Genomic DNA, 26,087 nt, shown 5'->3' on the forward strand with positions numbered 1-26,087 from the left:
ACTAATTAAAGTTGCATATAAACTATCTATGCCTAAAAAGTGATTAAACATGGTGGAAAAAACTTTAATCTGCATGGCGATTGCTGTTGATGATCTTATTATAGAACAAATAGCTGTAACAATTCTAACCTGTTTACCATAAAGATCCCCCATTGCTTCTGCTACAGATAATTTGCCAAAAAATTCCTGCATTCTTGGAATTAGAACATAAGCATAAATAAGTAAACATATTATTTGTCCTAGAATGGAAAATATTGCAACTACTCCAATTGAGTATATTTCATACAATCTAAAACTGAAAGTTCCTCCACCAATCCAAGTAGCTATTAAAGTTGCTGTAAGTGCAGTTGTACTGAAATTTTTTCCACCAAGAGCATAGTCTTTTATAGATTTTACTCCCTTACCATACAATAACCCTATAGCTAAATTTGTTATCAAGAACAATCCTACTAAAATTAGGTCTATATTTAATGCTGGCATTTTAAATTCCCTTTAATTCCTTAGTTAGCAATTATAAATGTATAACAACCAAATCATGTAACAAAACATCTATATAAAAATAGTGACTCAATATACTATTCTTGTCAATAATTGTATTTACTCTCAGTTTTAGATAGCGAGTCTAATAGATTCTAATAATGGAGTAATAATGGCTAATGTACATAAAACAGCTCCTTACTACCAATAAGTTCTGCATTACTTAGATTGTATTCAATAGCTGTATCGTAATTTTTAATTGTCTCTTGAGATTTTCTTAACTTAAAATATTCTTCTGCTAATATATTCTGAATTAAATTCTGTTGTATGAGCTGATTATTTTGTTCTGATGCAATATCTATATTTGAGATTATTAAGTAGTAAACCAGCTGATATATAAATTTCATATTAATCACCTTTTTAACTTTTAATTTTCTGCCTGTATTGAATGTTATCAGAAAATTTGTCAAGATTCTTTATTTTTTGTATTATTTTCTATTTAAATTATTGAGATACCAGCTCAAGTTCATATTGAATATGGAGTAGGTCTTGCTTCAAGGAGTTTCTTGACATGACCATTCCATTCATTACGGTAGTAATTTAAGCCATGCATTCTAATGTGGTGCTTAGTGGTTTCCATTATAATTTTAGCTTTTTTTTACTAAGGACTAAGTTTCTGCTGCATAATAAGATTCATAAAAAATTATACAGCACAGAAATATATCAAAATACAGTAATGAATACTCATTAGCTGATTTCTCGAAAAAAAAATGTACTGGCAAAATTTAAAAACTCATGTTACTGTGAAAGTTAGGTGAGGATTGAAATGATGATACAGTTTGCAAGATTTTAAGTAGAAGCAACAGGAGGAGATAGTTGTTGCAAAGCAGCGTATAACGCAAGAGTTATCATTAAAAACGAACAAACAAATACAATAATGAATGAGGTGGAACGAACTGAAACAAGAAGAAATAGCCAGCTATTAAAAGATATAGAATATTCTTGCCAGATAATCAAGAATTGAATTTAGAAGATATGATAAAAAGAACTCACCGAATAGTTAAGAAAGAAGGCGGAATGGGTGAAACATGGCTTGCTTAATATTCAGTATAACCTAAAACTGGTATGTTAAGATGGATTTAAGTTGTAGAATTATACAATGACTTTAGTCCATTTTCATCTAAAACTGGATTGCTTAACTCTATAGTTTCATATATTTCCTCAAGATTAGGCGTAAGCAATAGTTCTTCTAAACGCTAAGAAACCAATTATAACCTTAGAAATAAGCTATTCAAAAGATTTTAACAATAATATCTAATTCAAAATTTAGTATTATATATCGTAAGTTATGGATCTACTTAACTTACGATTATTTTTATTCTTCTACTGATATTTAAAAGTTATCATTTTGATTAAGATGATATTCTCCCGCAATTGTGTTGCTTAAATTTTCTTCGCTATCAAAACTTTCTAAATTATCTAAGCATAACAATGCAGATTGAAATGCTTCTAACTCAGGTAGTTTTAAGTACATAAATATTTTTTCTCTTATCTCATAAGGTAGAGGATAAAACTGCTCTATCTTACCTGAGTTATTTGTTATGACTGATGTTAAACGAGCTCGCTTAATATTATCTTGAAGACATTTTGCTACTGTAGGAAAAACTGCTTCGCAATGCCTATAGCAGTTTTCAACTGTATAATAATGTGCATATTGCAATTGCCTATGATCTATATTCTCTGGTAAATAATATAGATTATAGATATTAAGATCATGTCCTATTTCTATATCCTTTATTGACCACATATCTTGATGCTTTTGAACTAAATCTTCTCTGCCATTTATGAATTCCTCATTGATTCTGAATTTTTCTGAATCTTGTATACAAGATTGATTTGTACAATAGCTTTTATTACAATGTTTTGATGCAACAATATGAGCAATAAATAATTCTATTATTTGGTTACCTGCGTGATTATTAGGGCAAACCATAAGAGGAGTGAATCCTAAATGATCTTGCATATTTATATCCATATCGATATTCAATAGATACTTAACAACATTGATATGAGCTTTTTCAGCAGCAATATGCATGATGGTGTCACCGGTATTATTTTGTAAGTTGATATTGCTGCCATGCTGAATCAAAGTTTTTATAGCGTCTATATATCCTTTACTAGTAGAAATATGTAATGCAGTTTCTCCTAAAAGATTCTGTGAATCAATATTAGTACCATGCTCTAATAAAAGTTTTATAAGACTAGGAAGTTTTAATTTTGAAGTACCTGAGCAAGCATAATGCAAAGCTGAACACCCTCTAGCATCTGCTAAATTTACATCAATATTACGACCATATTCTAGCAAATATTGTACGATCTCTACATTACCATTCTCAGCTGCACAATGTACCGCGTTTTTGCCTGAATAATCTATGATGCTACATGTATTCATAAGCAGTTTAACTATTTCTAAACAATTTAAAGATGCTGCATAGTGACAAGCAGTTGCACCATCAGAATCTCTTGCAGAAGAAATGATATCTGGGGCTGCTAAAAGGCGTTTTACTATATTTATATTCTTTGAACATACTGCATAATGTAAAGGTGTCATCCCTAGTGGATTTTCTAAATTAACATCTATAGAATTTTCTTTTAAAAGCACTTCTACAACTTGTATCCAACCCCGAGCAACAGCATAGTGTAAAGGCGTCATACCTTTATTATCTTTTAAATTAACATTTATTTTGGTTTCTGCTATAAGACATTTCACAGTTTCAGCATCACCACATTTAGCAGCTTGATGTATAGAATGATCTTCATGATCGAAATTATTTTCCGCATTTGATAGTAAAATACTAATTCTGCGTAAAACTCTATAACCTTGTGATAAAATGTAACGTAGTAAAAAATGCATAATGTATTCCTGTATTTTAAATAGTATCTTCTAAGTTCTATTATACAATAAATGAAGAAAGTAAACTATTGATTGAAAATATGTTTTGTATGCAGTGTAGCAAAAATATGCAAAAATGTCGCAGGATCAAGTACAAAATACATATGATTACTAATAGGCAAATTTTATACATGCATGCACATTACAGATAACCTAGCATTTCAATGATTTGCAATGAACCTAATTTTGGATTAAGACTTTAGAATTAATAGGAGGAGTTTATTAGGTTAGACAGTAAACAACTCTGGAAGATTAATATATAGACAAAAGTATTTCATACTGAAAAGTGTTTGTATGCTAAAGCTTAAACAGAACATTTTAATATACTAGCCATAGTTTTAATAGTTTTATAATTGAACATTTCGCAGTAAAATTTTTTCAATTAAAGGTTAAGAGTTTATTTTTCATATTGTATACCAGTTATCAATTTCAATCCCATATTATAAAGATCAGAACACAATTTTTGTTTTAACATAGTATTATCGCAAAATAACAAACTAGTAATATACTTGGTTAATTGAGGAACATACCTAATATTTCTTTTGGTTATATTTAAGGCTTTGGATTTTGCCTTATTTATTAATTATAACAAATGTAATTTTAACTTTAAAACTAACCTTCCTTTACTAGTTTTGAAAAGAGCTGCAATATCACCAAATACTTTTATTAATTCTAAATTTCTTAATCAAAAACTGAGGTTAGTATAAGCTTTCAACTTTACGGAGTATTATTTATCAATGTTGACAATTTATAATTGATTGCATTATATTGCAGATAAAAAAAATGATCAAATGATTCATTTATTAATACTGTCATTATTGCAATATGTTATCTTTTTTAATAATGTATTGGCTGTTAAGCATGAATCTCATCTAAGTAATCAACTGCAGGTACTAATATCAAACAAGCATTATGAAATGCAACATGTTCCTATAGAAAAAGTAGATGTTTTTAAGCGTGCATTTTCTTTTAAAGAAAATACTGGTATCTATGTTTCTCAGTTTTCTGATTATGGAATGACAGGGTATGCTATAGATAAATTTTCTGAAAGCGAAAATAACCGCAATCATTATATTGAACGACCACAAGGCATGCCTGTAAAGTATTTAATTATGCACTATACGCATGAAAATTTTTTTAATACAGCGCAGATTTTTACTGCTAACAAATCTTTAGGTCAAGTTAGTTCTCATTTAGTTATTACAGAAAAAGAAGTAGAAGGAACACCAGGAGGAATTTTAGTATCTTTTGTACCAGAAAACCAAATTGCTTATCATGCTGGAATTAGTTTTTGGAAAAATGACACAGGTTTAAATGCGCTATCAATAGGTATTGAGCATGTTAACAAAGGAATTAATATACAAAATAAAACAAAAAAGTGGGTTCATTATGATGAGCACCAAATAACAGCTTCAGGTATAGTTAGCTCTGGAATAGTAAAGCGATATAATATAAACCCTACTTGTGTTTTAGGGCATTCAGATATTGCATATAATCGTAAAATTGATCCTGGGCCTTTATTTCCGTGGGGGAGATTATATCATGAGTATGGCGTTGGAGCATGGTTAACTGATGCAGAGTTAAATTCTCAGTATATTAGAGAAAAATATAACCCTAAGTTTTTGATCCAGAAAACATAGATGATATTACTTTTTTAAAATTACTACAAGAGTATGGATACCGCATTCCAGATAATGTTAATTTAAATAAAATAGATAATCCAAAGCAAGCTATTGCACTATGTGCTCCACTAATATTTGCTTTTAGAGCACATTTTTCAGCTAATCAACATCCTGAGCTTTGTAATAATCCTCAAATTACATCTACTGATAAATATTGGATTTGGGCACTAACTGCAAAATATCAAAATCAGATAAATCAATAATATAACTCTTAAATTTTTTTTACAATGGTAGTTCTTGGTAATGTCATATAACATAATTTGTTTTGACTTATGAAAAAACATAATATTATTTATATATCATTATTTAGTGTTATATTCATATGCTAGAAAACGATTTTGTAGTACTAGCTAGTAAGGCTATTAGTCAAATTGCAGATAATATTATACTTGAAGATCCAAAGGGAATAATTGATATAAATTTTGTTGATGAAATGATCCTGTATGTTACTATATCAACAAAGCAATTTGTCATTACTGGTCATACTTCTGCTAGGCAAATATGGGTGGTTTCTCCAATAAGTGGGCCTCATCATTTTAGTTACATTAATAATAGATGGCTAAATCGCAATAAACAAGATTTGTTGCTCTTGATACATTCGGAAATAAATCAGCTTATAAATTTTAATGTTCATTTAAATACATCTAATGAGTAATTATAAAATATTACATCTATTCCTAAAATATCTTCAACCTTATACATTTAAAATTTTTATTGTATTAATATCTTTAATAATGGTTTCTGGATCATTGCTTGATGTAGGCAGTGCAATTAAATTTTTAATAGACTACAATTGTAATTGTACTAATACAATCATAGCTCGAATTAGTATTACAATTGTAGTATTCAGTATATTTAGTTTTCTTAGATCTTTTACAATTAATAGTATTAGTGAAAATTTAATATTAGATATTAGATCTGATTTATTTAAACATTTGCTTACACTAAAGGTTAGTACTTTTGCTAAATTAAAGGTGATAGATATTAATAATAGACTTTTATCAAATATTAAGTCTATTGGAGAAATTATTAATAATTTATTCTCATTTATTCTTAGAAATAGTGTTATGTTTTTAGGAAGCTTAGCTTTAATGTTTATGCAGAGCGATAAGCTTACCTATTTAGTAATAATAATGTTTGCCATTATAGCATTACCAATAATAAAGATAGGAGGTTATATTCGCACTTTAACGCATAATACTCAATTTAAATTATTAAATATTCATTCTAAAATTGATGAATCATTTAGTAATATAAAATTAATATATGCATTTAATCAACAGTTACATCAACTTAATACACTTAATACACTACAACAAGAATATTTTACAGTATTTAAGCGTAAAATAAAACTAAGATCAATGTTTTTTTCACTAGTAATGGCATTGGTTATTAGTGCTATTACTTTCATTATTTGGCTAGGCAATAATGATATAGCTATAGGAGCTATATCTTCTGGAGACTTAACATCATTTCTTTATTATGCAATTGTTGCAGTAGCTAGTTTAGGAGGAATTATTGAATCTTTTGCTAAATTTTCTGGATACTTTACAGCCGCAGAAAAAGTTTTCAGCTTATTTGAGATTGATAATATAGAAAATAATTTTATATCAGAAAGTAGTGAATTACATAATGGGATCATTGAATTTAACAATATCAGTTTCTCATATCCATCAAGGCCAAATATTAAAATATTATCCAATTGTAATTTATTAATTACACCTGGTAAATTTGTTGGCATTGTTGGCAAATCTGGAGCAGGTAAAAGCACAATATTGCAACTATTAATTAGATTTTATGAGCCTACAACCGGCACTATTAAAATAGATAATATAGATATTAGTTCAGTTGATTTATGTCAAGTACGCAAAAATTTTAGTTATATCCCGCAAGAGCCTTATATTTTTTCAGATACAATAAAGAATAATATTCTGTTTTCAAATCCTAAAGCAAGTATGGAAGATATTGAATATGCTATAAAAATAGCAATGGTTGATGAATTTTTAGACAAAATGCCTAATGGCTTAAATAGCTTTATCGGGGAAAAAGGAAATATGATATCTGGGGGCCAACAACAAAGATTAGCAATTGCTCGAGGATTAATTACAAAGGCTTCTATCATTCTTTTAGATGAAGCTACTAATGCTATTGATAGTAAAACTGAAAAGATAATTTTAAATAATATTCGCAATATTTTTCCTCAAAAAACAATAATTATTGTTACTCACAGAATTAGCGCTATAGAGCAGGCAGATACTATTATAGTATTGGATAATGGGACAGTTGCTGCTCAGGGTAGTCATGCTGAGTTAAGTCAGAGCTGTCAACTATATAAACAACTAATCAGAAGAACTAATTTTTATAATATTGAACGTTTACAGTAAAATTTTTTCAGCTCTTTCAAAGAGCTGCAATATTAGCTTTATTTTTTAAGCTCTTTTGAATAACAGATAAAGCAAGATATAGAATCTATTTGTGATAAGCAGGTAGTCTTACTAAGGCGATACCATTCAAGTAAGAATGTTAAATAATTTAATATTATAGCTTTTAGTGCAATAAAACAATAGTATGAAGGTATATTAAAATCATATTTATATAATTTAAATAGCTCATATAAAAATATTTAAAGTTTTTGCAAGAAGAGATGATAATACTATTGAATCTCTGAATAGCTTAATTCCAGACATTCCAGTAGGTCTAATATTATAGTTAGATCAATTTGTTATTAAGGCTTATTCATATTCCTCCATACTAAACCTTACACCTAGTACTTCCTAATTGAAAGAGGTATTTAGTGCTATTTTAACTCCTTTGATTATAAGAATCTATATTCTGATCAGAAATTGTGCTAGCTAATAGATTTAATTGATAAGTATTGATAAGTTATGTATTTATACTTGACAATTAACAGCATTATATCAATGATACCATCAGCAATATTTATAATTTAATCACGCACAATGAAACTACTATCATTAATATCACTATTTTCTTTAATTTTTTGGCTTTCAAATATTAGCTATGCTAATACCAATGATATTGTAAATATATCTGAAGTTAATGTTAACACTAACAGTATTTCTGGAGAGCAAAAAATTTCTAATCTAGCGCAAAATTATTCCCTAACTCTTGTTGAGAACATTCAATGTAGACACTGTAAAAATTTCAAGTCTACATTTGATAAATTTATTGAAAAGTATAAATTTAATAGTGATATTATTCAAATAAGTCCATCAAATATAACTAAATCTCATAGAAAATTAATGGATATAATAAATGCTGTACCTACAGTAATTTTATTTAATAAAGCTAGTGATAAAAGCATAATATTTAGTCAAGGCAATGTTCCATTACAGCATCTAGAACAAACAGCTATTCAAGTGTGGGATAAATTATCACAAACAAATTAAATTCTAAATGCTATTAAATGCTATCATAATTAATATGAAAGCGAATATAGTATATTACCAACACTATAATTGCTAAACAAAACCATATAAGCGCATATTGTAAATGGTTATTTTGAATTCTATCCTTTAAGTTAGTTTGTAAAGGAGTTATTTGGCTGTTATCTTGAGAAGGGTTAGTTTGTAACAAATAGAAGTCGCTAATTTTATTAACATATTGTTGTCCAATATGATTTATAACATCACCCTTATCTAGAGTTAACCAAACATTGCTTTTTAAATTATTGCTAGGAAAAAATGCTTTTTGTTTTTCAAGTTCAATCATGATTCCCTCAATTTCAACATCTTGTTTGGTATCTATTGCATCTTTTTTTAAAACATCTTCTTTACAATCATCAGCAATAGCGCCACGTACTACTATTATTATATTTCCTTCATTAGTTAATAATGCTGATGCTAAAGTATATTTTTCTTTGTATCTACCATATAACAATATATCCTTTCCTGCTAAAAAATGCCCTTTTACCTTAGCTTTAGAAAATAATAAGTGCCTTGATGATAAATTAAATACTTTATTTAAATCAACAGGAATAGACTCTTTATCGTTAATAACTTTACTCAATAACTCATTTTTCATATTTAAACGATATATTTGCCAAACCCCTAGAGTGCAAAAACTTATTGCTACTATTGCAGTGAAAACGATTGGTATCAACCTTTTTATAAACATTTATAATCTCTATGATATGTAATAATTTGTAGGGTTATATATTAGTAGTAGTAAAATAACTAAGTATAGATTAAAGGCAGCTAAAAATATAAAAACTCTTAAAAAAAATAGTTAAAACTTTTTATATTAATATATTCTAAATATTATGTTTATTGAAGCCTAGTTTTATTAAAAATATTTATTAAATACTATTTTTCAAGAGAAGATATAAAAAATTGACGATATGTTTCAACAAAAACAACCTATAGGAAATAAATTAGTATTAAATATACAAGACATAATCAAAATTATACCGCATAAATATCCTTTCTTGATGATAGATAAAATTGTTGAGATAATTCCTAAAGAAAACATTATAGGAATTAAAAATGTTACAGTTAATGAACCTCAATTTATGGGTCATTTTCCTCATAATCCAGTTATGCCAGGAGTACTGATAATTGAATCTATGGCACAGTTATCTGCTATTTTAATTGCAAAAACTATTCCATATGATACTAGCAGTAAAATCTGTTACTTAATGAATGTTGAAAACGTGAAATTCAGACAAATAATTACTTGTGGAGATGTAATGGTTATTACATCTAAGATTATTCAATCTTATAATAAGCGTATATGGAAGTTCAATGCAAAAGTTAGCATTAGTGGTACAAATATACTAGCTGCTGAAGGAACATTTACTATAGCTATAAAAGATTTATAAAATACAACAATGAATTAATTTATGGTTAGAATAATTTCAGGAAAATTAAAAGGACAAAAAATTCCAGTTATTAAAAATAATAACTATCGCCCATCAACTAGCAGATTAAAGGAATCTGTGTTTAATATATTATCTACTCAGAGTTTCAATAAACTATCTACCAAAATAGAATTGTCTGAAATACAAATGTTGGATTTGTTTACTGGTACAGGTAATATAGCATTTGAGGCTTTATCAAGAGGAATTCAACATGTAACTTTAATTGATATGAATATTAACTGTTTAAGAGCAATTCAATCACATGCCTGTAAAATAAACATATATAATAAAATAACTTTATTAAAGTTAGATGCCACTAATCTACCGCAAGCGCATCACCATTATAATGTAGTTTTCATGGATCCTCCATTTTACAAAGAATTAATTAATAAAACTTTATTATCGTTGTGTAATAAATCTTGGCTTGATAATAATACAATGTTATTTATTGAATCTGAGTTAAGCCATAAGTTAGCACTACCGCTAAATTTTCATTTTCAGACAGAAAGAATTTATGGTAAAAGTAAGTTAACAGTTTTGCTATATACAAAATAATAATGAAAACTAAAAAACAATATACTTGCACTAATTGTGGCAGTATAAGCTATAAATGGTATGGAAGATGTTCTGAATGTAACGAATGGAACAGTCTTATAGAGGATGTTGTATCTAATAGTATCTATAATAATATTACAAATTCTATGGGAACTAATTTAACAATCAGTTCTCTTGATAAAGAAATTGATGAACATCCTAGAATTGTTAGTTCCATTAATGAATTAAATAGAGTTTTGGGAGGAGGATTAATTCTAGAGTCAGCCATTCTTATAGGAGGGGATCCTGGTATTGGTAAATCTACTTTATTACTACAATTATGTGCTCAATTATCAACTTCAGCTACTTCTTGCCTGTATATTTCTGGAGAAGAATCTGTTAATCAGATAAAGCTTAGGGCACAAAGATTAGGTTTAACAAACACGCAAATCAAACTTGTTTCAGCTACCAATATTCATGATATTATAACTACTATTAAAGCTAATAAACAAGAAATCCATCTGGTTGTTATTGATTCTATACAAACTATTTACAATCCTGACATTACATCAATAGCAGGTACAACATCGCAGGTCCGTGCAGCAGCTCAAATGTTAATATCTTTAACTAAATTAATTGGCATAGCGCTAATTATGGTAGGCCATATTACTAAAGATGGTCAGTTAGCTGGTCCTAAAATTCTAGAACATATGGTTGATACTGTTTTGTATCTTGAAGGAAGTTCTAATTATCAATATCGGCTTTTGCGAGCAATTAAAAATCGATTTGGAAAAACAAATGAAATAGGTGTTTTTACTATGGAACAATCTGGACTAATCGAGGTATCAAATCCATCTGAAATGTTTATACTAAATAATGAAACAAGTTATAGTGGTACTAGTGTCTTTGCAAGTATGGAAGGTTCACGGCCTATTTTAGTAGAGATTCAAGCATTAATATCTCCTTCTTATATTCCAACTCCAAGACGTTCTGTAGTTGGATGGGATAGTAATAGACTATCAATGATACTTGCAGTATTAGCTGTACGATATGGATTAACTCTTGCTGCTTATGAAGTATATTTAAGTGTGGCTGGTGGATTAAAAATCACAGAACCTGCAGTTGATTTAGCTGTTGCTGCTTCATTGATTTCTGCTGCATCAAACAAAACATTACCGCCTCACAGCATTTTTTTTGGGGAGATAAGTTTATCTGGAGAAATCAGGAAAGCTACGCAACCTGATCTTAGAATTAATGAAGCTATAAAACTTGGATTTAAAAATATTTTCTGTACTGATTATAGTAATAATACCGCAACTAATTTGAATTATAACATATACAATATTAAACATATTAAGCAATTAAAAAACATCTTATAATAGATTTAGTGAGTAAATGATGTATTAAAATTAGTTACTTCATTTTATAAATGATGAAAATTACATCACATAAGCTACAGTTTTTTAGGAAAATTTTTGCTGGTTATGAATGCAAATTGTATATATAATACTCTTTTTATTTCTTCTAGACTAGATGCTTTATTATCTAAATAAAAAACAACAAGCAATTTTTTAAACTAGTCATCTTCTTGAATAGTAAAAATGAATAATTATATTAATTAATATAAGTATTGATTATTTCAATATTTATGATTCTTAAATAATTTTATTAAATGTAAAGAGGTGTTTATGACTTTTTTAACACGTAGAAATAAGCTTGATAACCGTAATAATGTAAGACATGACTATTTGAGTAATGTACTTAGTGATTTTCTAAATGAGTTTAGTTCTTTTCCATCATCATTATTTTATGAAGATAAATCGTTATCGCCAAGACTAGATATTTCAGAGACAGATACAGAATATAATTTAGAAATTGAATTACCAGGTGTTAAGCAGCAAGATGTAGATTTAAAAATAGATAATAATGTTTTGACTATTCAAGGACATAAAGGCGAACAATCTGAAGAAAAAGAAAAAAATTATTGTATGCGTGAAAGGTATTATGGATCATTTAAAAGATCGATTAGTTTACCTTCAAATATTGATGAAAATAATATAGGTGCAACATTTAATCATGGAATATTACATATAAAAATTGCTAAAAAAGAACAGAATAAAGCACGAAAAATTGAAATAAAAAATTAATATTTCATGACTTAATTAGTTTTTCTAGTAGCTGAAATTCAAGAACTATCTTTCCCACATATAGATAGAAGCGCTGTTAGCCTATTAGTTAGCTTTCGCAATTTTCAATTTTTTAAATTTAGCAGCTAACTTTTAGTCTAATAGCTTAAAGTATATAGTCAATATAGAACTCTAAACAGGTAATTTTAAACAATTTTTTAGCTATTACAAAACTATTTACTTTTAAATAAAAGTTACATTATTCAGCTAGCTTGTTGTTTAAACCAAATCTTAAATTTACTAGATGCATAGAGCTAGATTTGCTATTTAATGAAGATTTTTAACAAGATGTGCGGATATTTTAGACAATAACTGCTGATGTTGTCTAATTTCATCTCTTGTAGGTTGAACAATTGCTGTATTTTTAATACTTGTAGAACGATTGGATATTATTACTTCTTTTTTAGAATCATCAAGCAGTGCTGCTTGCATACCTAACATCATACGATTATATACTAAAGCAAGCAGCTTAGCATCCTTTAAAGCACCATGATAATTTCTGTCTGAAGTATCAATATTGAATTTGTAACATAATGCATCTAAATTTACCCTTTCCTTAGGAAAACGTTTTCTAGCCAATATCAAGGTATCTATTACACAAGTATTTGGAATAGCAGATTTTCGAATTTTAAACAACTCAGCATTTAAAAAATGTATATCAAAACTAGCATTATGTATAATAAGTTGTGCTCCATCAATAAATTGTAAAAATTTGTCAGCAATTTCCTGAAACTTAGGCTTATCAGATAAAAATGTCCTAGATAGCCCATGTACTTTATATGCTTCTTTAGATATATCACGTTCTGGATTTATATAGCAATGGAATATATTATGTGTTTCTATATAGTTGCTATCTAACTCAACTGCTCCTATTTCTATAACTCTATGGCCCTGTTTGTAGTCAAGGCCGCTTGTTTCAGTATCTAAGACTATTTTTCTTTGCATATTAATAATTACTAATTTTATTTGTTTAAGTGAATCTATAAATTCATGTTATACACTCTAATGAATAATAAGTAACTATATTTTATAATTTCTTAAATATATTTTGATTAGCAATTATTTGCAACTTACATTTTAAAGACTAAATATTACTTTGTTTTTAATGCCAGAGAAAAAATTATGTATATTATGATTTTCAAAGTAACAATAAAACTACTGCTAGTATACAGTTATTATGAAGATATCAATATTCATTTGTTTTAACTTTTTGTATCTTTTTTACTTGTTCAATGTGTAACTTGCGCATTTTTCAAGATTTATACATTTCTATCTAAAATAAATTAATAATTGCAACTGTGTTTAAGGATTTAATTTTAGCAACTTATCTAGGAAAGATTTATCATCAAGCTAAATATTTATTACCTAATAGTTTGCTTGAAGCATTTGTTTCTTTTAATACAACATTCAACAGTTTAAGATCATAAGGGCTCACATTGTTAATAATCTTTTAATAAGGAGCAGCAAAAAAAATTTGCAGTGATTTTATAAAATTTTAACTCCAAATCAAAATGAACAACACTAAGCTCCATATTAGCCCTTATGGCTTAAAATGAAGCAATCGCAGTAATAAATAGTGAAATATGTTAAAGGAATAAATCTTTGAAACACAATGGCCCTGTTTAATATTCAGTATACCTAAAACTGTATGTTGAGGTAGAATTATACAATTGAACTTAGTACATTTTCCCCTGAAATTGGAGCGCTTGTGAACTCCATAGTTTCATATATTTCCTCCTCTATTCCATTAGGATTAGGAGTAAGTGATAGTTCTTTGTTATTGCTGTTCTTTATGCTTGTAGAACCCTCTTCAGCTAAATTTTTAACATCAGTATTTGTACTTGTTCCTATATCTTTTAAAGAAGTAGTATCAGTTTTCTTATGTTTATACCACAAACGATATGCAAGATATGCAAATCCAACAGCTGCTGCACCTGCTACTGCACCTGTTGCTACTAGAGCAGATGTTATGTAACTTTCCTCTTCAGGACTAGGTGTAGTATCAACAAATTCCATACTAGAACTAACTACTTCTGAATAATTAATTGTTGCGCTATTATAGCTACTATAAGTACCATTGCTAACTGCTTGTTGTTTAAATGCTTGATTAAAAAATTCCTGCATAGATCTGAAGCTACAATTCGATATCTGACAAGATTGAATCAAGTAACGACCAAAATTGGTATTAGTAATATTATTAATATAACTATTTATAAATCCACCTGTTCCTGCACTTTCTAATGTAGCATTACCAAATGTTAATACTTCTGCACTTATACATTCAGAAAGAAGTTTATTATTAGGTACTTTTTCAAAAATATGTACTATATTCTGAGGACCTCCAAGATATCCTATTAGATCAGATGGATCAGAACTTATACTACTACTACATTGAAACATCATTGCTATATACGTTTTGCCTGTATTCGGGTTAGTAGTCTCTACCTTAATAGTGTTGTCAGGAGATAGCTGCTTCATTGTAGTTATATTACAACTTGGTACATCATATGTATTAACAGAATGTAACAATTTCCCCATACACTTTGTTCCATAATCAATAATTTTTCCTGCCATCTCCCTAGTGTCTATTGCTGTTGTTATAATACTTCTAAAATTTAACATAATAACTAATCACCTTTATTAATATAATTTAATAAAGTAGTTGTTAAATTAACATAATTGTCAATTAATTATTCTATTAAATGTAAATTAATAAGGATGCAATATTTTTAAGTATTCTCCAATTAATTTCTGATAGTTTAAGATATATTGAGCAAGAGATATAAGTTTTTGCTGGCTTCAATGATTATTCTTTGTCTTTTATCATAAGGTTTTATTAACACAGTTTTAATATTATTAACATTGTCTTCTTGTATAACTTCTAATTTGCTAAACCATGTTTTATCAATATCATAACTACAAGTTTTAACTAAAGCTCTTAGTACTTTGTACCAAATTGAGTTAGAATCAAGTTGTTTGCTTAATTCTAGCAGATACTCTTCTTCACTGATTTGTTGCCGTGAAACAGCTTTAGGTTTCTCAAATGATGTAACTTGCAATTGTTGAATCCATATACATTCTGTACAGCTTCTAATATCTTTGGTTTATCACATTCAGTTAATGTAATATTCTTGAGCAACTTAACAAAAAATCTAGTTCGAACTGCTGGGCCAAAACTACAAGATGCTAGAATCTTATAAGCCATATCAGATTCGAAAGTGCCAGCTATTTTACGCTTTAACGGACTTTCTTTACTAGGATCTATTTCAATTTGAGTTAGATACTTTTCCTTAAAATTTTTTACATCATTAAATCTAAGGTTGTTGCTATTTGCCTGATCTATACTGCGTAATTCATTTGCTAGCGCCTTTGTTATATAGTTTAGAACTAATGTCTTACAACAAAATGATAATTCGAATATTGATCTGCTAGCTTCAATAGCAATTTGTAATAAAGTATATGTTGAACTCCCTATTAGACTTATGTTGCAGTATAACTGCATCTTCTTCTGGTGTTAATAGTGCTGCTTGCTCCTATATATAAGGCAGTATCAGATCTTAAAGGTTATAAAGAACATTATACTGTTAAAGGATTTTTATTTCAAAAAAGAGCTATTAAGATAGTTTGATAGTAGGAGTATAGAATCGTTTTTCGAACAAAGCAATACAGATAAAGAAATTAGCTTTGATCCAAGTAAAATCATCTTCAAACAGGGTTACGTCAGTACAATCTAATAAGGCGCAAGAAGCATCTATAAAGTATATGTTTACAAATGGTGTAGGTAATAAAAGAAGCTCTTATGCAGCTATGACAATGCATACATAGAATCTAAAATTATCCTGTAATAAGGAAGCTACTTAAAATTTTAATAGTTTAATTTATCAATTAAGTAAAGATCAAAGCATGAATTTGAAAACCGCTGCAGAGCTATAGTTGAGAAAATAGTTTTAGGTAAAATTGGTGATTGGTTTAAGTCTGTAATAACAGATATAGAAGGCAGATTTTATATAAACGATAAGTACTATCGCTACGGTAAAAAACCAGAACCATTCGCTGAAATAAGGAAAGCAACTGAACAACCTTATAACCTAGGAGATAGATTTTATATAAATAACAAACATTATTAATATGATTGAAAGTTAGAAATGAAGACCACACACAACCAAAAAATGATTTAGCTATAAATATCGATAATACTAACTTTTTCTTTCTTAGAAATTTAAGTTTATATATCTCAATTGTTTTCGCTATTGCTAAAAGTTTTATTTTTGCTGCTCAAAAAGCTTTTTAATTTTTTTGATCTAACTGGATGTTTGAGCTTTCTTAGCGCTTTAGCTTCAATTTGTCTTACTCTTTCTCTTGTTACCTTAAATTCGCTTCCAACTTCTTCAAGCGTATAGTCAGTAGGTAATCCAATGCCAAACCTTAGCCTTAATACTCGCTCTTCTCTTGCAGTAAGAGTTGACAAAGCACGAGTAGTAGTTTCTCGTAAGCTGAATTTAATAGCTTCTTCTATTGGCAATATAGCGTTTTTATCTTCAATAAAGTCTGATAAACAACTTCCATCTTCTTCTCCAATAGGGTTTTCTAAGCTAATTGGTTCCTTAGCAATCCTCATTACTTTCTTAACTTTTTCTACTGGTATTGATAGCTTATCAGCAATTTCAGAAGCAGTGGGTTCATAACCTAATTCACTATGCATTTGTTTGCTTACTCTAACAATCTTGCTAATAGTATCAGCCATATGAACTGGTATACGAATTGTTCGAGCTTGATCTGCTACAGCACGGCTAATTGATTGTCTAACCCACCAAGTAGCACAGGTAGAAAACTTATATCCAAGCATATAATTATACTTATCTACAGCTTTCATAAGTCCAATATTGCCTTCCTGAATCAAGTCTAAAAATGGCAATCCTCGATTAACATATGGCTTGGCTACATGTACTACCAAACGCGTATTAGATTCAACCATTTTCTTTTTTGCTATTTTACTTGCCGTTCCCCATTTTGAATAGCTTGGACTATTTCTTTAAATCTTTTTAAAGGTAATAACATTGCTTGTTCAATTTGGCTAAGGTAATCAGTGATATTTTTAATTATGCTCTTTTCCTGAGTTAAAAATTTATGCCACTGATCTTGATTTAATAACCTTACTTTCTGTAACCAATCATTACTGCTGTTATAGTAGGATAAAAAGTCATGCCGACTTATTTGATATTTTTCAGCTGCTTTGAGCAAATTAATCTCTTTGCTAATTATATCCTTATTAATGCTATATAATTTGTTCAAAATATTTTTAATAGACTGCTTGTTAAAGTGAATATTACTCACTGCTACAATTAATTCTTCAGATAACTCAGTAAATTTTTTGCTTTTTTGATAAGTATTACTAGATTTATATGATTTAAAATCATGAGCTGCTACTTCAAAAAGTTGAGTTGCTAAGTCAGAAATCACTTGCATTTTATCAAGAATTTTAGGGAGAATTTCTGATTCCGCTCTAGTTAAAGGTTCATTTTGTAGTTCTTCACAATCAGCATCATAGTCTTGTTGATCGTCTTCTTCTGTATGTTGATCATAGATATTATTTTCTAGCTCAATAAGATTTCTTACTAAGATTTTACCATGAACTAAATCTTCATACCACTGTATAAAAAGTTTTATAACATAAGGGCTATGGCAAATAAAGTGTATTACTGTTTTTTTTCCTTCTTCCATTTGCTTAGCAAGTTCTATTTCTCCATCTCTGGAAAGCAAAGTAGTATTGCTCATATCCTTTAGATATGCTCTAACAATATCAGTAGAGTATATATTATCTTCTAAGTCTTCTTCAAATTTGCCTTCAGAAGTATTTGAAGTTACAGCCACTTCTTCTTCGATTTTATCAGAGCATAATCCTAATTTATCATAATCAAAATCTTTATCTAAGTTAATATCTGGATCAGGTATTTTTGAAGATCGTTTTTCTGATTCGCTGGCAAAATTGTTAGTTAATTCTTCTATATTTTTTTTATTTTTTTTATTATAGATAGTAACTTTGTTATTTTTATTATGCAGACTTGTCATATTCTTCTTATTGTTCTAAGTGTAAAGCTTCGTTTAAAAAATCAATTTCATGCTCAATCTTAAGAATTTCCTGCTGATATAAACTTGCATTGTTAATACTATTTTGACAATCAGTATTTAAACTATTAATATATTCATCCTTTATAAGGATAACTTGGTATTTTTTATAAAATAAACCCCATAACAGCCTTATATTGTGCTGACTTTTTATAGTAAACAAGATATGATGCAATACTTCAAGTAACTTTTGTATCAATTGAACAACATCAACTTTTTTAAATTTTTGTATTAATTCAGTAATATCAACTCCTATTGAAGGAGGCAAATGACTTGAGTTATTACTTGATATAATATTTATTAACCATTGCCTAGCATTATAGGCTTCTTTATTACAAAATTCAAGATTAACAAAATTTTCTGCAATTATATCATCATTTAGTAACGCTGGACAATGAGCTATTAGCAGTAACAACACATATTCTAAGTACTCTTTGCTAGTTGGAATATTCAAATTCAATTTTTGTTTATCTAAATTGTTGTTGTTAGTATTAACTCTATTGAGTTGCCAGCATTTTTGTTTAAAAAAGACTTGATAATTCTTTGTTAATATCCAATCCTTAATTTCTTTAATATGATTATTAATTTTTTTTTCTAACTGGGCTTTAGATTCTGCAGTAGAAAATACTTTACCTTTTGTTTCTAAAATCCATAAAGCCTCTGATACTGCCAGCCTTTCATTTATAAGCTTTTGGAAGTGTTTAATTCCATGCTGCTTTAAAAATTGATCTGGATCCGATGCATCTGGTAGCATGATAAAACTCATAATTTTAGAGCAATTTATATAAGGTAAAACTTTTATAACAGCCTTCTGCATGGCTCGATTACCAGCTTGGTCTCCATCAAAACATAAAATTATTTCATCACAAATCTGCCATAATTTATGTAAATGTTTTTCAGTTAATGCTGTTCCTAAAGTTGCAACTGTTTCATAGATTCCTTGAGATTGTAAGGCGATTAGGTCCATGTATCCCTCTACAACAACAACTCTATTCTTGGAGTAAATATGACTAGTTGCAATATCTTCACCATACAATGCTTCATTTTTTTTAAACACAGCAGTTTCTGGGGAATTAAGATATTTTGGCTGGCTACTATCATCATTTACAACTCTACCTCCAAATCCTATAGTTTTATTAGCTGCATTAATAATAGGAAATATAATACGCTCTCTAAAAATTTCATAGCTTTTACTATTATCATTTTTTGCTATTAAACCAGCTTTAGCAATAAACGCTAAAGGAATTCCTCTTCTTTCTAAAAAATTTTGTAACAAATTTTTACCTGGAGCATAACCTATTTTATACTTTTTAATTTGGTAATCAGATAAACCCCTGTCATGCAAATATGATCTAATTTCATTGGAAAGATAACCAATAAAAAAATTCTGTGCTAGCTCAAGCGTATTATAAATTATATCTATTTCTTCATATAATTTTTCTTGCTCTTTAGAAAAGACTGGTATATCAATACCATTTTCTTGAGCTAGTTTTAGTGCTGATTCTCTATAAGACAAACCAGAAGTATCTGCTATAAACTTTATTACATCACCATGTGCAGAACAGCCAAAGCAATGATAAAACTTCTTGCGATCATTAACAGTAAATGAAGGAGTTTTTTCAGAATGAAATGGGCAGATTCCTATATATTCTGCTCCTTTTTTAATAAGATTAACTTTCCGCATAACAATTGTAGAAACAGCCAATCTAGTTCTAATATTTTCATAAAAGAAGTTAGAGGATCTCATTATAATTAAAATAATTAAAAGTTGTTACTCTGATACAATAGTATGCTGTATTTCCTATTGCTTATTAAAGAAAGATATATCAATTAGGCTAATTTATTTTGCCAAATTTATAATGCAGTTAAGTATACAATTGCTAATAAAAAATTCAAAGTTTTATTTTTTGAATTTTACACAAAGTTATTATTATAAAGATCTTGAATTACGATGTTATAATACCTATTTTGATAGCAATAAAGTTAGTTATCATTTTTACTTAAGCTACTTTAAAGTAGCTTAAGTAAAAATGTTGGTTTAATAAATGGTAATTTACACTTTAGAATTATAATTAAAATGATTTACCATAAGAAATTTTAATGATAAAATTACCATCTTAGATATTAAAATATCTGTAACTTCGAAATACCGTAATAAATTTTAATAAAAAAAATGACAAAATTTCCAATTACCATAAAAGGTTTTCGCAAGCTGGAGCAAGAGCTTAAGCATTTAAAATATGTTGAGCGGCTTAAAATTACAGCAGACATATCTACTGCTAGAGAGTTTGGAGATTTATCAGAAAATGCTGAATATAAAGCAGCAAAAGAAAGGCAGATGTTAAATGATAAAAAGATTTATGATCTAGAAAACAAGCTAGCAAATGCTGAAGTTATTGAAATAACTAAAATTAGTAGTAATTTAGTTAAATTTGGTGCTAAAGTAGTATTATTGGATCAAGACACTGAAAAGGAAGTAGTATATCAGATTGTTGGAGAGTATGAAGCAGATATTGCAAAAAATCTTATTTCTATAGCTTCTCCAATAGCGCAAGCATTAATTGGAAAAAAAATAGGTGATATTATTGAGGTTATTACTCCCAAAGGAGGAAGGTTTTATGAATTACTAAAAATTCAATATGTTGATTTTTAGTAATTCAAATTATGTTAAAACATATTAAATAAACAATAAAGAAAATAGCGATGAGTAATACAATAAATACTTTACCACTTTTAGCCTCGGATAATGGGTTTTATACTTATCTATTAAAAATTAATAAAATTCCTTCTTTAACTGCAGAGGAAGAGTATATGCTTGCAAAGTCTTATTTAGAACAGAATGACATAGAAGCAGTACACTTATTAGTTAAAAGCCACCTTAAGCTAGTTGCAAAGATAGCTTTATCATATCGTGGTTATGGTCTTCCAGTAGTTGACTTAGTTTCTGAAGGAAATCTAGGTTTGTTGCAGGCAGTAAAAAGGTATAATCCTAATCTTGGTTTTAGATTATCTACATATGCAATTTGGTGGATTAAAGCTGCAATACAAGATTATATTCTACGTTCATGGTCTTTAGTAAAATTAGGAACAACAGCAGCTCAAAAAAAGCTGTTTTTTAATTTAGGTAAGATTAAAGATAAGATTACTAAGTTGCATGCAAGAGCTGTTAATTCATCTGACTATAAGCAAATTTCTGATGAGTCAGGGGTATCAATAGCAGATGTATCAGAAGTTAATAAGCGCTTATCAAATGCTGACCTATCTCTTAATACTCCAGTTGGTTATCATGAAGACGATACTACTGAGCTGATTGAATTAGTACAGGAGCATCGACCGAATCAAGAGGTAATTTTAGCTAACTGGCAGGATTTTAACTCAAAAAAGGAGGTTTTAAAAAATGCCTTACAAACTCTTACACCAAGGGAGTTATATATTATTCGTGCAAGAAAATTGCAAGAAAAACCTGATACATTAGAAAAATTAAGCTTACATTTTAATATTTCAAAAGAGAGGATACGGCAAATAGAAAATAAAGCTTTTGAAAAGCTACAACTATATGTAATGAATGTTAAACAAAGATAATATTCAATTATTAAAATATGGTATTATGAAAATTGGGGATAAATTAAGGCTATATTTAAAGATATAAATAAAGTCTGAAAGTTAAAAAAATGCTATGAAATAAGCTAAAAACTGTCGTTTATTAAAGATGTTAATCTGGCTTTAGAAGATGATGTTCTTAAAACTGCTGTAAGGAATTGGCAAGCGATTCAATAATGATACAATGCAACATTTTGCTCTCTCTCAAGAGCCAATTAAAATTGCTTTTTTTATTTGATCAGTTTTATATTCACCATAAAGAATAGCTGTATTCAACAGCTGAAGTATTCCAGTGATGAAGAGCTGTTAGTGTGTTCCAGTGCTTACAACAACTGAGTAGTACAGCTTTAGCAGAGCGGCCACTAGTAACATAATTTTAACATCTTTGATAGATCATTGTACATGCACTAATTTAGCAACCACTTTTGTATCGGTAGTTTCTTGATAATCATTTTTGCAAAATCTATCATCAGTATATAAAGCTTGCTGGCCCTCTTTTTAGTTAAATTTATTATTCTCTTCTAAAATATCTTCTGATTTAAATCGTTAATCTTAGTGGTAAAAAGAAAAATTATAATAAATTATTAGAGCATCTTTCTTCAGGATCAAATTACTACGAACCATTTCTTGGTAAAGGTGCTTTATTTTTTTTAAGTTAAGTATCTTTTTAAATAATGTTTTTGTCTAATATTAATCTTGATTTAATCACCAGATATCACGCTGTAAAAAAATCCACAAAAGGTTAATAGATTATTGTATTACGAAAATCATTAATTATTACTATAGAATAAATTATTATAATAATAATTCTAACGATGTAACTGAAAAATTTACATATCTTACTCCTTTAGAGGAATTTATAGACTCAATAGAGATGGTACATCGTTTAATTCTGACAAGCAATATCTTAAGCTTCATATTGGCTTTAGAATATACAAATGTAGTAAACTTTTAACCAGTGTATCAATTTATGCGATGGGATTTTTCATTTATAGAACCCAAACAAGGGGATTTTGTTTATCTTGATCTCCTTTCACTAATCTGGAGAATGATTCTACACCAGACTTCCATTTAATGAAAAAGAGTAAATTATACTACAAAAGTTTTCTTCATAAATTACTAATAAAGATGTTAAAATTATGCTTTCAAATAATAACACTGCCTTCATTAGAGATCTATACAAAGACTTTCACATCACGCCTGTCAGAGTTATATACTCTATCAATGAATAACGCAATCACATTAATGAACTTATTATTACTAACTATTAAACTTGCTAATAATTAAAGATGAATCCGCCATCCAAAACGTATATTAAGTAGCATATAGCTAAACCACTATAAAACAGTGATGTTATATACTTTAATTAAAAATAATCTTAAGTGGCGTAATACTCCATGTGTCATACCCTAGTGAAAAAGGTTGAAAGTCATATTCAATCTAAAGAAGAAGAAAAGTTAATTTTTGTTAACTTTCGCACTTTATAGAACCTGCTATTAACTTGTGTTAACTTTTATTAATTTTTGTAATTAATATTCAACCTTAACTATAATTAAATTTCAAAATTTGTCAATATTATAAAAAAATTAATGCAAAGGTCGAATATAAGGAGAATAAAATTTAGGAAATTTAGCCTAATTTTTAATTCAGAAGTTGAACTAATGATCAAGAAACGATACAACCTAAGGGTAAATCAAGCGTTTTTCAATTCAGATGTATTATGAATGAATTAATATAAAAAAATTGCTATAAAACAAGCATAATTATTTGATCAGTTATTTAACCACAGTGTAATATTTATTAATAATATACATAAATTATATAGTAATTATGTCTTCAATAGTATTAAAGTTTACAAATAGATTACTAAGTAGACTCCGATGAAAACACAGTTTATAGAGATGAAACTGAAAAAGGACTTGTATTAAGAGTATCGAGTAGTGGAACAAAAATCTTTTATTTGGACAAGAAATATAAAACCAGGGGCTAAAAATAAAAATAGGACCATATCCAGATTTATCAGTTAGAGACGCTAAAAAAAGCAAGGGAACTCAAGACATTACTGGCGAAAGCATAGATCCGAGAGAAGTAAAACGTAAGAAATATATAGAGGAAAATGAGAAGCGTATAAAAGAAAACAAGAGATAACATTTGAAGAACTGCATAATAAGTATATTGAAGAGTACAGCAAAGTGTATGCTGTGACTGGAAAAGCTGTGCTGCAAGAATACATAATTATGCAAAACTATTATATACAAAAAAGATCAGCAAAATTGAAAGGGAGGATATTGAAAAAATATTCAAGGCATAAGCAAAGCAAGAAATATTCGACAGCGAATGCATTTCTGATAGATTTAGGAACTATATTTAATAGCAATAAAATGGGGGTTAATAGAAAAAACCCTAACTAGGAATAAAGAAACATAAATGCAGCAAGAGAACGTCGTCTAACTTACGATGAAATGCCGAAATTTTTACAAGTAGTAAAGCAAGAAAAGAGCGAGATAGTCAAATGTTTCATACTGCTAGCGTTATATACCGGAGCTAGAAAAAGGAATGTGTTAACCATGGAATGGAGCAATATAGATTTTGCTAAAAAAATATGGCATATACCAAAAACTAAGAATGGAAAGTCACAAGATGTACCATTAACAGACGATGCAATGGAAATATTACAGGGGATGAAAGTAACATCAAAATGGGTGCTACCAAGTGATACTAGCAAAAGCGGACACTTAGAGTCTCCAGATAAAACATGGCGTAAGATTTGTGCAAAGGCAGGCATAGAAAATTTAAGAATACACGATCTGCGCCGGACGCTTGCAAGTTGTCTGGCAGATTTTGGCGCAAGTCAGCATACAATTGGTATAGTATTGAATCATGATGACCTAAAAACAACGAGTATTTATGCTAGAGTTAGTTTAAAAGCAGTGCGGCAGTATATGTCTAAAGTTACACAAATGATGAATGAATGTACTGACAGAGTGCAATGCACGTTAATGTAACCTGCGCAGGTACTATCTGCGTTTGAAGATATTTAGCTAATTTAAATATTATATTAGTAAAATAAGTTTTCTCATGCTACAATCATAGCTGCAGGTGATTATGCAAAAGTTATATTGGTCATTATCAAGACCATTGAAATATATGGGCTTAAGTATAGATGAGTGGAGTGTAGTACTAGCTGGGGGAATTCCGGGAATAGTATTATTAAGTAGCAGTCATATTAAACTAGGCTTATTGTCTATAGTTACAGGTGCTATATTATGTTATAGCTTTAAGAAATTTAAAAAGGTTTCAGAATATTTTTTGTTAAAGAGTTTTTTAGTAGCCAAAGGTCTATTACCAAAACCAATAAGTTATTTAGGATTGCTAAATAAAAAAGTTGGTAAATAGTGAATCATCTCTTTAAGCAAAATGCTGTACAAGAGTTAGTAAGATATAATAAGGTCTTGCTGGTAATTACTGTATTACTGGCAGTATCCAATATAATTGCAATAATGACTGCAATTACAAAAGAAGAAAAATGGTTATTGATTCCGGCTATAGAGCCTAATCGTAAAATGGTGGTATCGTCAAATAGCTATCACGAGACTTATTTAAAGGAATGGGGCTGTAATGAAGGGATTATTCCTCCAGATGAGGTGGAA

General features: G+C 28.6%; 22 protein-coding genes and 2 pseudogenes. 14 read left to right on the plus strand and 10 right to left on the minus strand.

Annotated features, from left to right (window positions below; translation table 11 throughout):
• Together OCHUTO_RS02980 and OCHUTO_RS02985 are read right to left on the minus strand one after the other, a co-directional pair.
• Positions 1–480: pseudogene (locus OCHUTO_RS02980) on the minus strand (sodium:solute symporter family protein); the annotation flags it as partial.
• Between the two features lie 173 nt (positions 481–653).
• Positions 654–884: a hypothetical protein gene (locus OCHUTO_RS02985; RefSeq protein WP_045797350.1), complete on the minus strand. Its 231-nt coding sequence runs from the start codon at positions 882–884 to the stop codon at positions 654–656.
• A 458-nt stretch (positions 885–1,342) separates the two neighbouring features.
• Between OCHUTO_RS02985 and OCHUTO_RS07105 the strand changes: the two are divergent.
• Positions 1,343–1,551 (plus strand): annotated as a pseudogene (locus OCHUTO_RS07105) (hypothetical protein); the annotation flags it as partial.
• Positions 1,552–1,870: 319 nt separating this feature from the next.
• Here the strand turns inward: OCHUTO_RS07105 and OCHUTO_RS02990 are convergent.
• Complete coding sequence (locus tag OCHUTO_RS02990; RefSeq protein WP_045797351.1) at positions 1,871–3,391, minus strand: ankyrin repeat domain-containing protein; 1,521 nt, start codon at positions 3,389–3,391, stop codon at positions 1,871–1,873.
• Positions 3,392–4,221: 830 nt separating this feature from the next.
• Here OCHUTO_RS02990 and OCHUTO_RS04855 point away from each other — a divergent pair.
• The 4 genes from OCHUTO_RS04855 to traF all read left to right on the plus strand — a co-directional run bounded on the left by OCHUTO_RS04855 (position 4,222) and on the right by traF (position 8,522).
• Positions 4,222–5,070 (plus strand): N-acetylmuramoyl-L-alanine amidase, encoded by an 849-nt coding sequence (locus tag OCHUTO_RS04855; RefSeq protein ID WP_232296963.1) that lies wholly within the window; start codon positions 4,222–4,224, stop codon positions 5,068–5,070.
• Between the two features lie 364 nt (positions 5,071–5,434).
• Positions 5,435–5,767 carry an iron donor protein CyaY gene (gene cyaY / locus OCHUTO_RS03000; RefSeq protein ID WP_045797352.1) on the plus strand — a complete coding sequence of 111 codons (333 nt, stop codon included), beginning with the start codon at positions 5,435–5,437 and terminating at the stop codon, positions 5,765–5,767.
• Positions 5,760–7,496: an ABC transporter ATP-binding protein gene (locus OCHUTO_RS03005; protein WP_045797353.1), complete on the plus strand. Its 1,737-nt coding sequence runs from the start codon at positions 5,760–5,762 to the stop codon at positions 7,494–7,496. The genes cyaY and OCHUTO_RS03005 overlap by 8 nt, the downstream gene beginning before the upstream one ends.
• A 576-nt stretch (positions 7,497–8,072) precedes the next feature.
• A complete protein-coding gene (gene traF, locus OCHUTO_RS03010) occupies positions 8,073–8,522 on the plus strand; it encodes a conjugal transfer protein TraF (protein WP_045797354.1) in 450 nt (149 codons plus the stop codon).
• Between the two features lie 13 nt (positions 8,523–8,535).
• On the opposite strand, the gene OCHUTO_RS03015 is transcribed toward traF, so the two are convergent.
• Entirely contained in the window at positions 8,536–9,249 is a 714-nt protein-coding gene (locus tag OCHUTO_RS03015; RefSeq protein WP_045797355.1) for an SURF1 family protein, read from the minus strand.
• 223 nt (positions 9,250–9,472) lie between these two features.
• Here OCHUTO_RS03015 and fabZ point away from each other — a divergent pair, with 223 nt between their 5' ends.
• The 4 genes from fabZ to OCHUTO_RS03035 all read left to right on the plus strand — a co-directional run bounded on the left by fabZ (position 9,473) and on the right by OCHUTO_RS03035 (position 12,672).
• Positions 9,473–9,952, plus strand: a complete 480-nt coding sequence (gene fabZ, locus OCHUTO_RS03020; RefSeq protein ID WP_045797356.1) for a 3-hydroxyacyl-ACP dehydratase FabZ — start codon at positions 9,473–9,475, stop codon at positions 9,950–9,952.
• A 21-nt stretch (positions 9,953–9,973) separates the two neighbouring features.
• A complete protein-coding gene (gene rsmD / locus OCHUTO_RS03025) occupies positions 9,974–10,546 on the plus strand; it encodes a 16S rRNA (guanine(966)-N(2))-methyltransferase RsmD (RefSeq protein WP_045797357.1) in 573 nt (190 codons plus the stop codon).
• The gene (gene radA / locus OCHUTO_RS03030) at positions 10,546–11,904 is read left to right on the plus strand and encodes a DNA repair protein RadA (RefSeq protein ID WP_198139656.1); all 1,359 of its coding nucleotides are present in this window, start codon (positions 10,546–10,548) and stop codon (positions 11,902–11,904) included. Before rsmD ends, radA begins: the two co-directional genes overlap by 1 nt.
• 309 nt (positions 11,905–12,213) lie before the next feature.
• Entirely contained in the window at positions 12,214–12,672 is a 459-nt protein-coding gene (locus tag OCHUTO_RS03035) for an Hsp20/alpha crystallin family protein (protein WP_045797359.1), read from the plus strand.
• A gap of 306 nt (positions 12,673–12,978) precedes the next feature.
• Here the strand turns inward: OCHUTO_RS03035 and dnaQ are convergent, their stop codons facing one another.
• From dnaQ to dnaG, 6 genes are all read right to left on the minus strand, one after another.
• Positions 12,979–13,656, minus strand: a complete 678-nt coding sequence (gene dnaQ, locus OCHUTO_RS03040; protein ID WP_052694631.1) for a DNA polymerase III subunit epsilon — start codon at positions 13,654–13,656, stop codon at positions 12,979–12,981.
• Between the two features lie 717 nt (positions 13,657–14,373).
• Positions 14,374–15,333 carry a hypothetical protein gene (locus OCHUTO_RS03045; protein ID WP_045797361.1) on the minus strand — a complete coding sequence of 320 codons (960 nt, stop codon included), beginning with the start codon at positions 15,331–15,333 and terminating at the stop codon, positions 14,374–14,376.
• Between the two features lie 137 nt (positions 15,334–15,470).
• Entirely contained in the window at positions 15,471–15,770 is a 300-nt protein-coding gene (locus tag OCHUTO_RS06435) for a hypothetical protein (RefSeq protein ID WP_232296964.1), read from the minus strand.
• Positions 15,771–16,945: 1,175 nt separating this feature from the next.
• Positions 16,946–17,686 (minus strand): sigma-70 family RNA polymerase sigma factor, encoded by a 741-nt coding sequence (locus OCHUTO_RS06440; protein ID WP_232296965.1) that lies wholly within the window; start codon positions 17,684–17,686, stop codon positions 16,946–16,948.
• An 11-nt stretch (positions 17,687–17,697) separates the two neighbouring features.
• A complete protein-coding gene (locus OCHUTO_RS06445) occupies positions 17,698–18,780 on the minus strand; it encodes a sigma-70 factor domain-containing protein (RefSeq protein ID WP_232296966.1) in 1,083 nt (360 codons plus the stop codon).
• Between the two features lie 7 nt (positions 18,781–18,787).
• Positions 18,788–20,584, minus strand: coding sequence for a DNA primase (gene dnaG / locus OCHUTO_RS03060; protein WP_045797362.1), 1,797 nt, complete (start codon positions 20,582–20,584; stop codon positions 18,788–18,790).
• A 426-nt stretch (positions 20,585–21,010) separates the two neighbouring features.
• On the opposite strand from dnaG, the gene greA reads away from it, so the two are divergent.
• From greA to OCHUTO_RS03085, 5 genes are all read left to right on the plus strand, one after another.
• Entirely contained in the window at positions 21,011–21,490 is a 480-nt protein-coding gene (greA, locus tag OCHUTO_RS03065) for a transcription elongation factor GreA (RefSeq protein ID WP_045797363.1), read from the plus strand.
• A gap of 50 nt (positions 21,491–21,540) precedes the next feature.
• Positions 21,541–22,419 (plus strand): RNA polymerase sigma factor RpoH, encoded by an 879-nt coding sequence (rpoH, locus tag OCHUTO_RS03070; protein ID WP_045797364.1) that lies wholly within the window; start codon positions 21,541–21,543, stop codon positions 22,417–22,419.
• 2,480 nt (positions 22,420–24,899) lie between these two features.
• Positions 24,900–25,442, plus strand: coding sequence for a site-specific integrase (locus OCHUTO_RS03075; protein ID WP_156961288.1), 543 nt, complete (start codon positions 24,900–24,902; stop codon positions 25,440–25,442).
• A 100-nt stretch (positions 25,443–25,542) separates the two neighbouring features.
• Positions 25,543–25,833, plus strand: a complete 291-nt coding sequence (locus tag OCHUTO_RS03080; RefSeq protein WP_045797365.1) for a hypothetical protein — start codon at positions 25,543–25,545, stop codon at positions 25,831–25,833.
• The coding region (locus OCHUTO_RS03085; RefSeq protein ID WP_045797366.1) for a TraE/TraK family type IV conjugative transfer system protein at positions 25,833–26,087 on the plus strand (255 nt) is incomplete at its 3' end. The genes OCHUTO_RS03080 and OCHUTO_RS03085, both read left to right, overlap by 1 nt.

This window comes from Orientia chuto str. Dubai (genome assembly GCF_000964595.1).
GTDB lineage: Bacteria > Pseudomonadota > Alphaproteobacteria > Rickettsiales > Rickettsiaceae > Orientia > Orientia mediorientalis.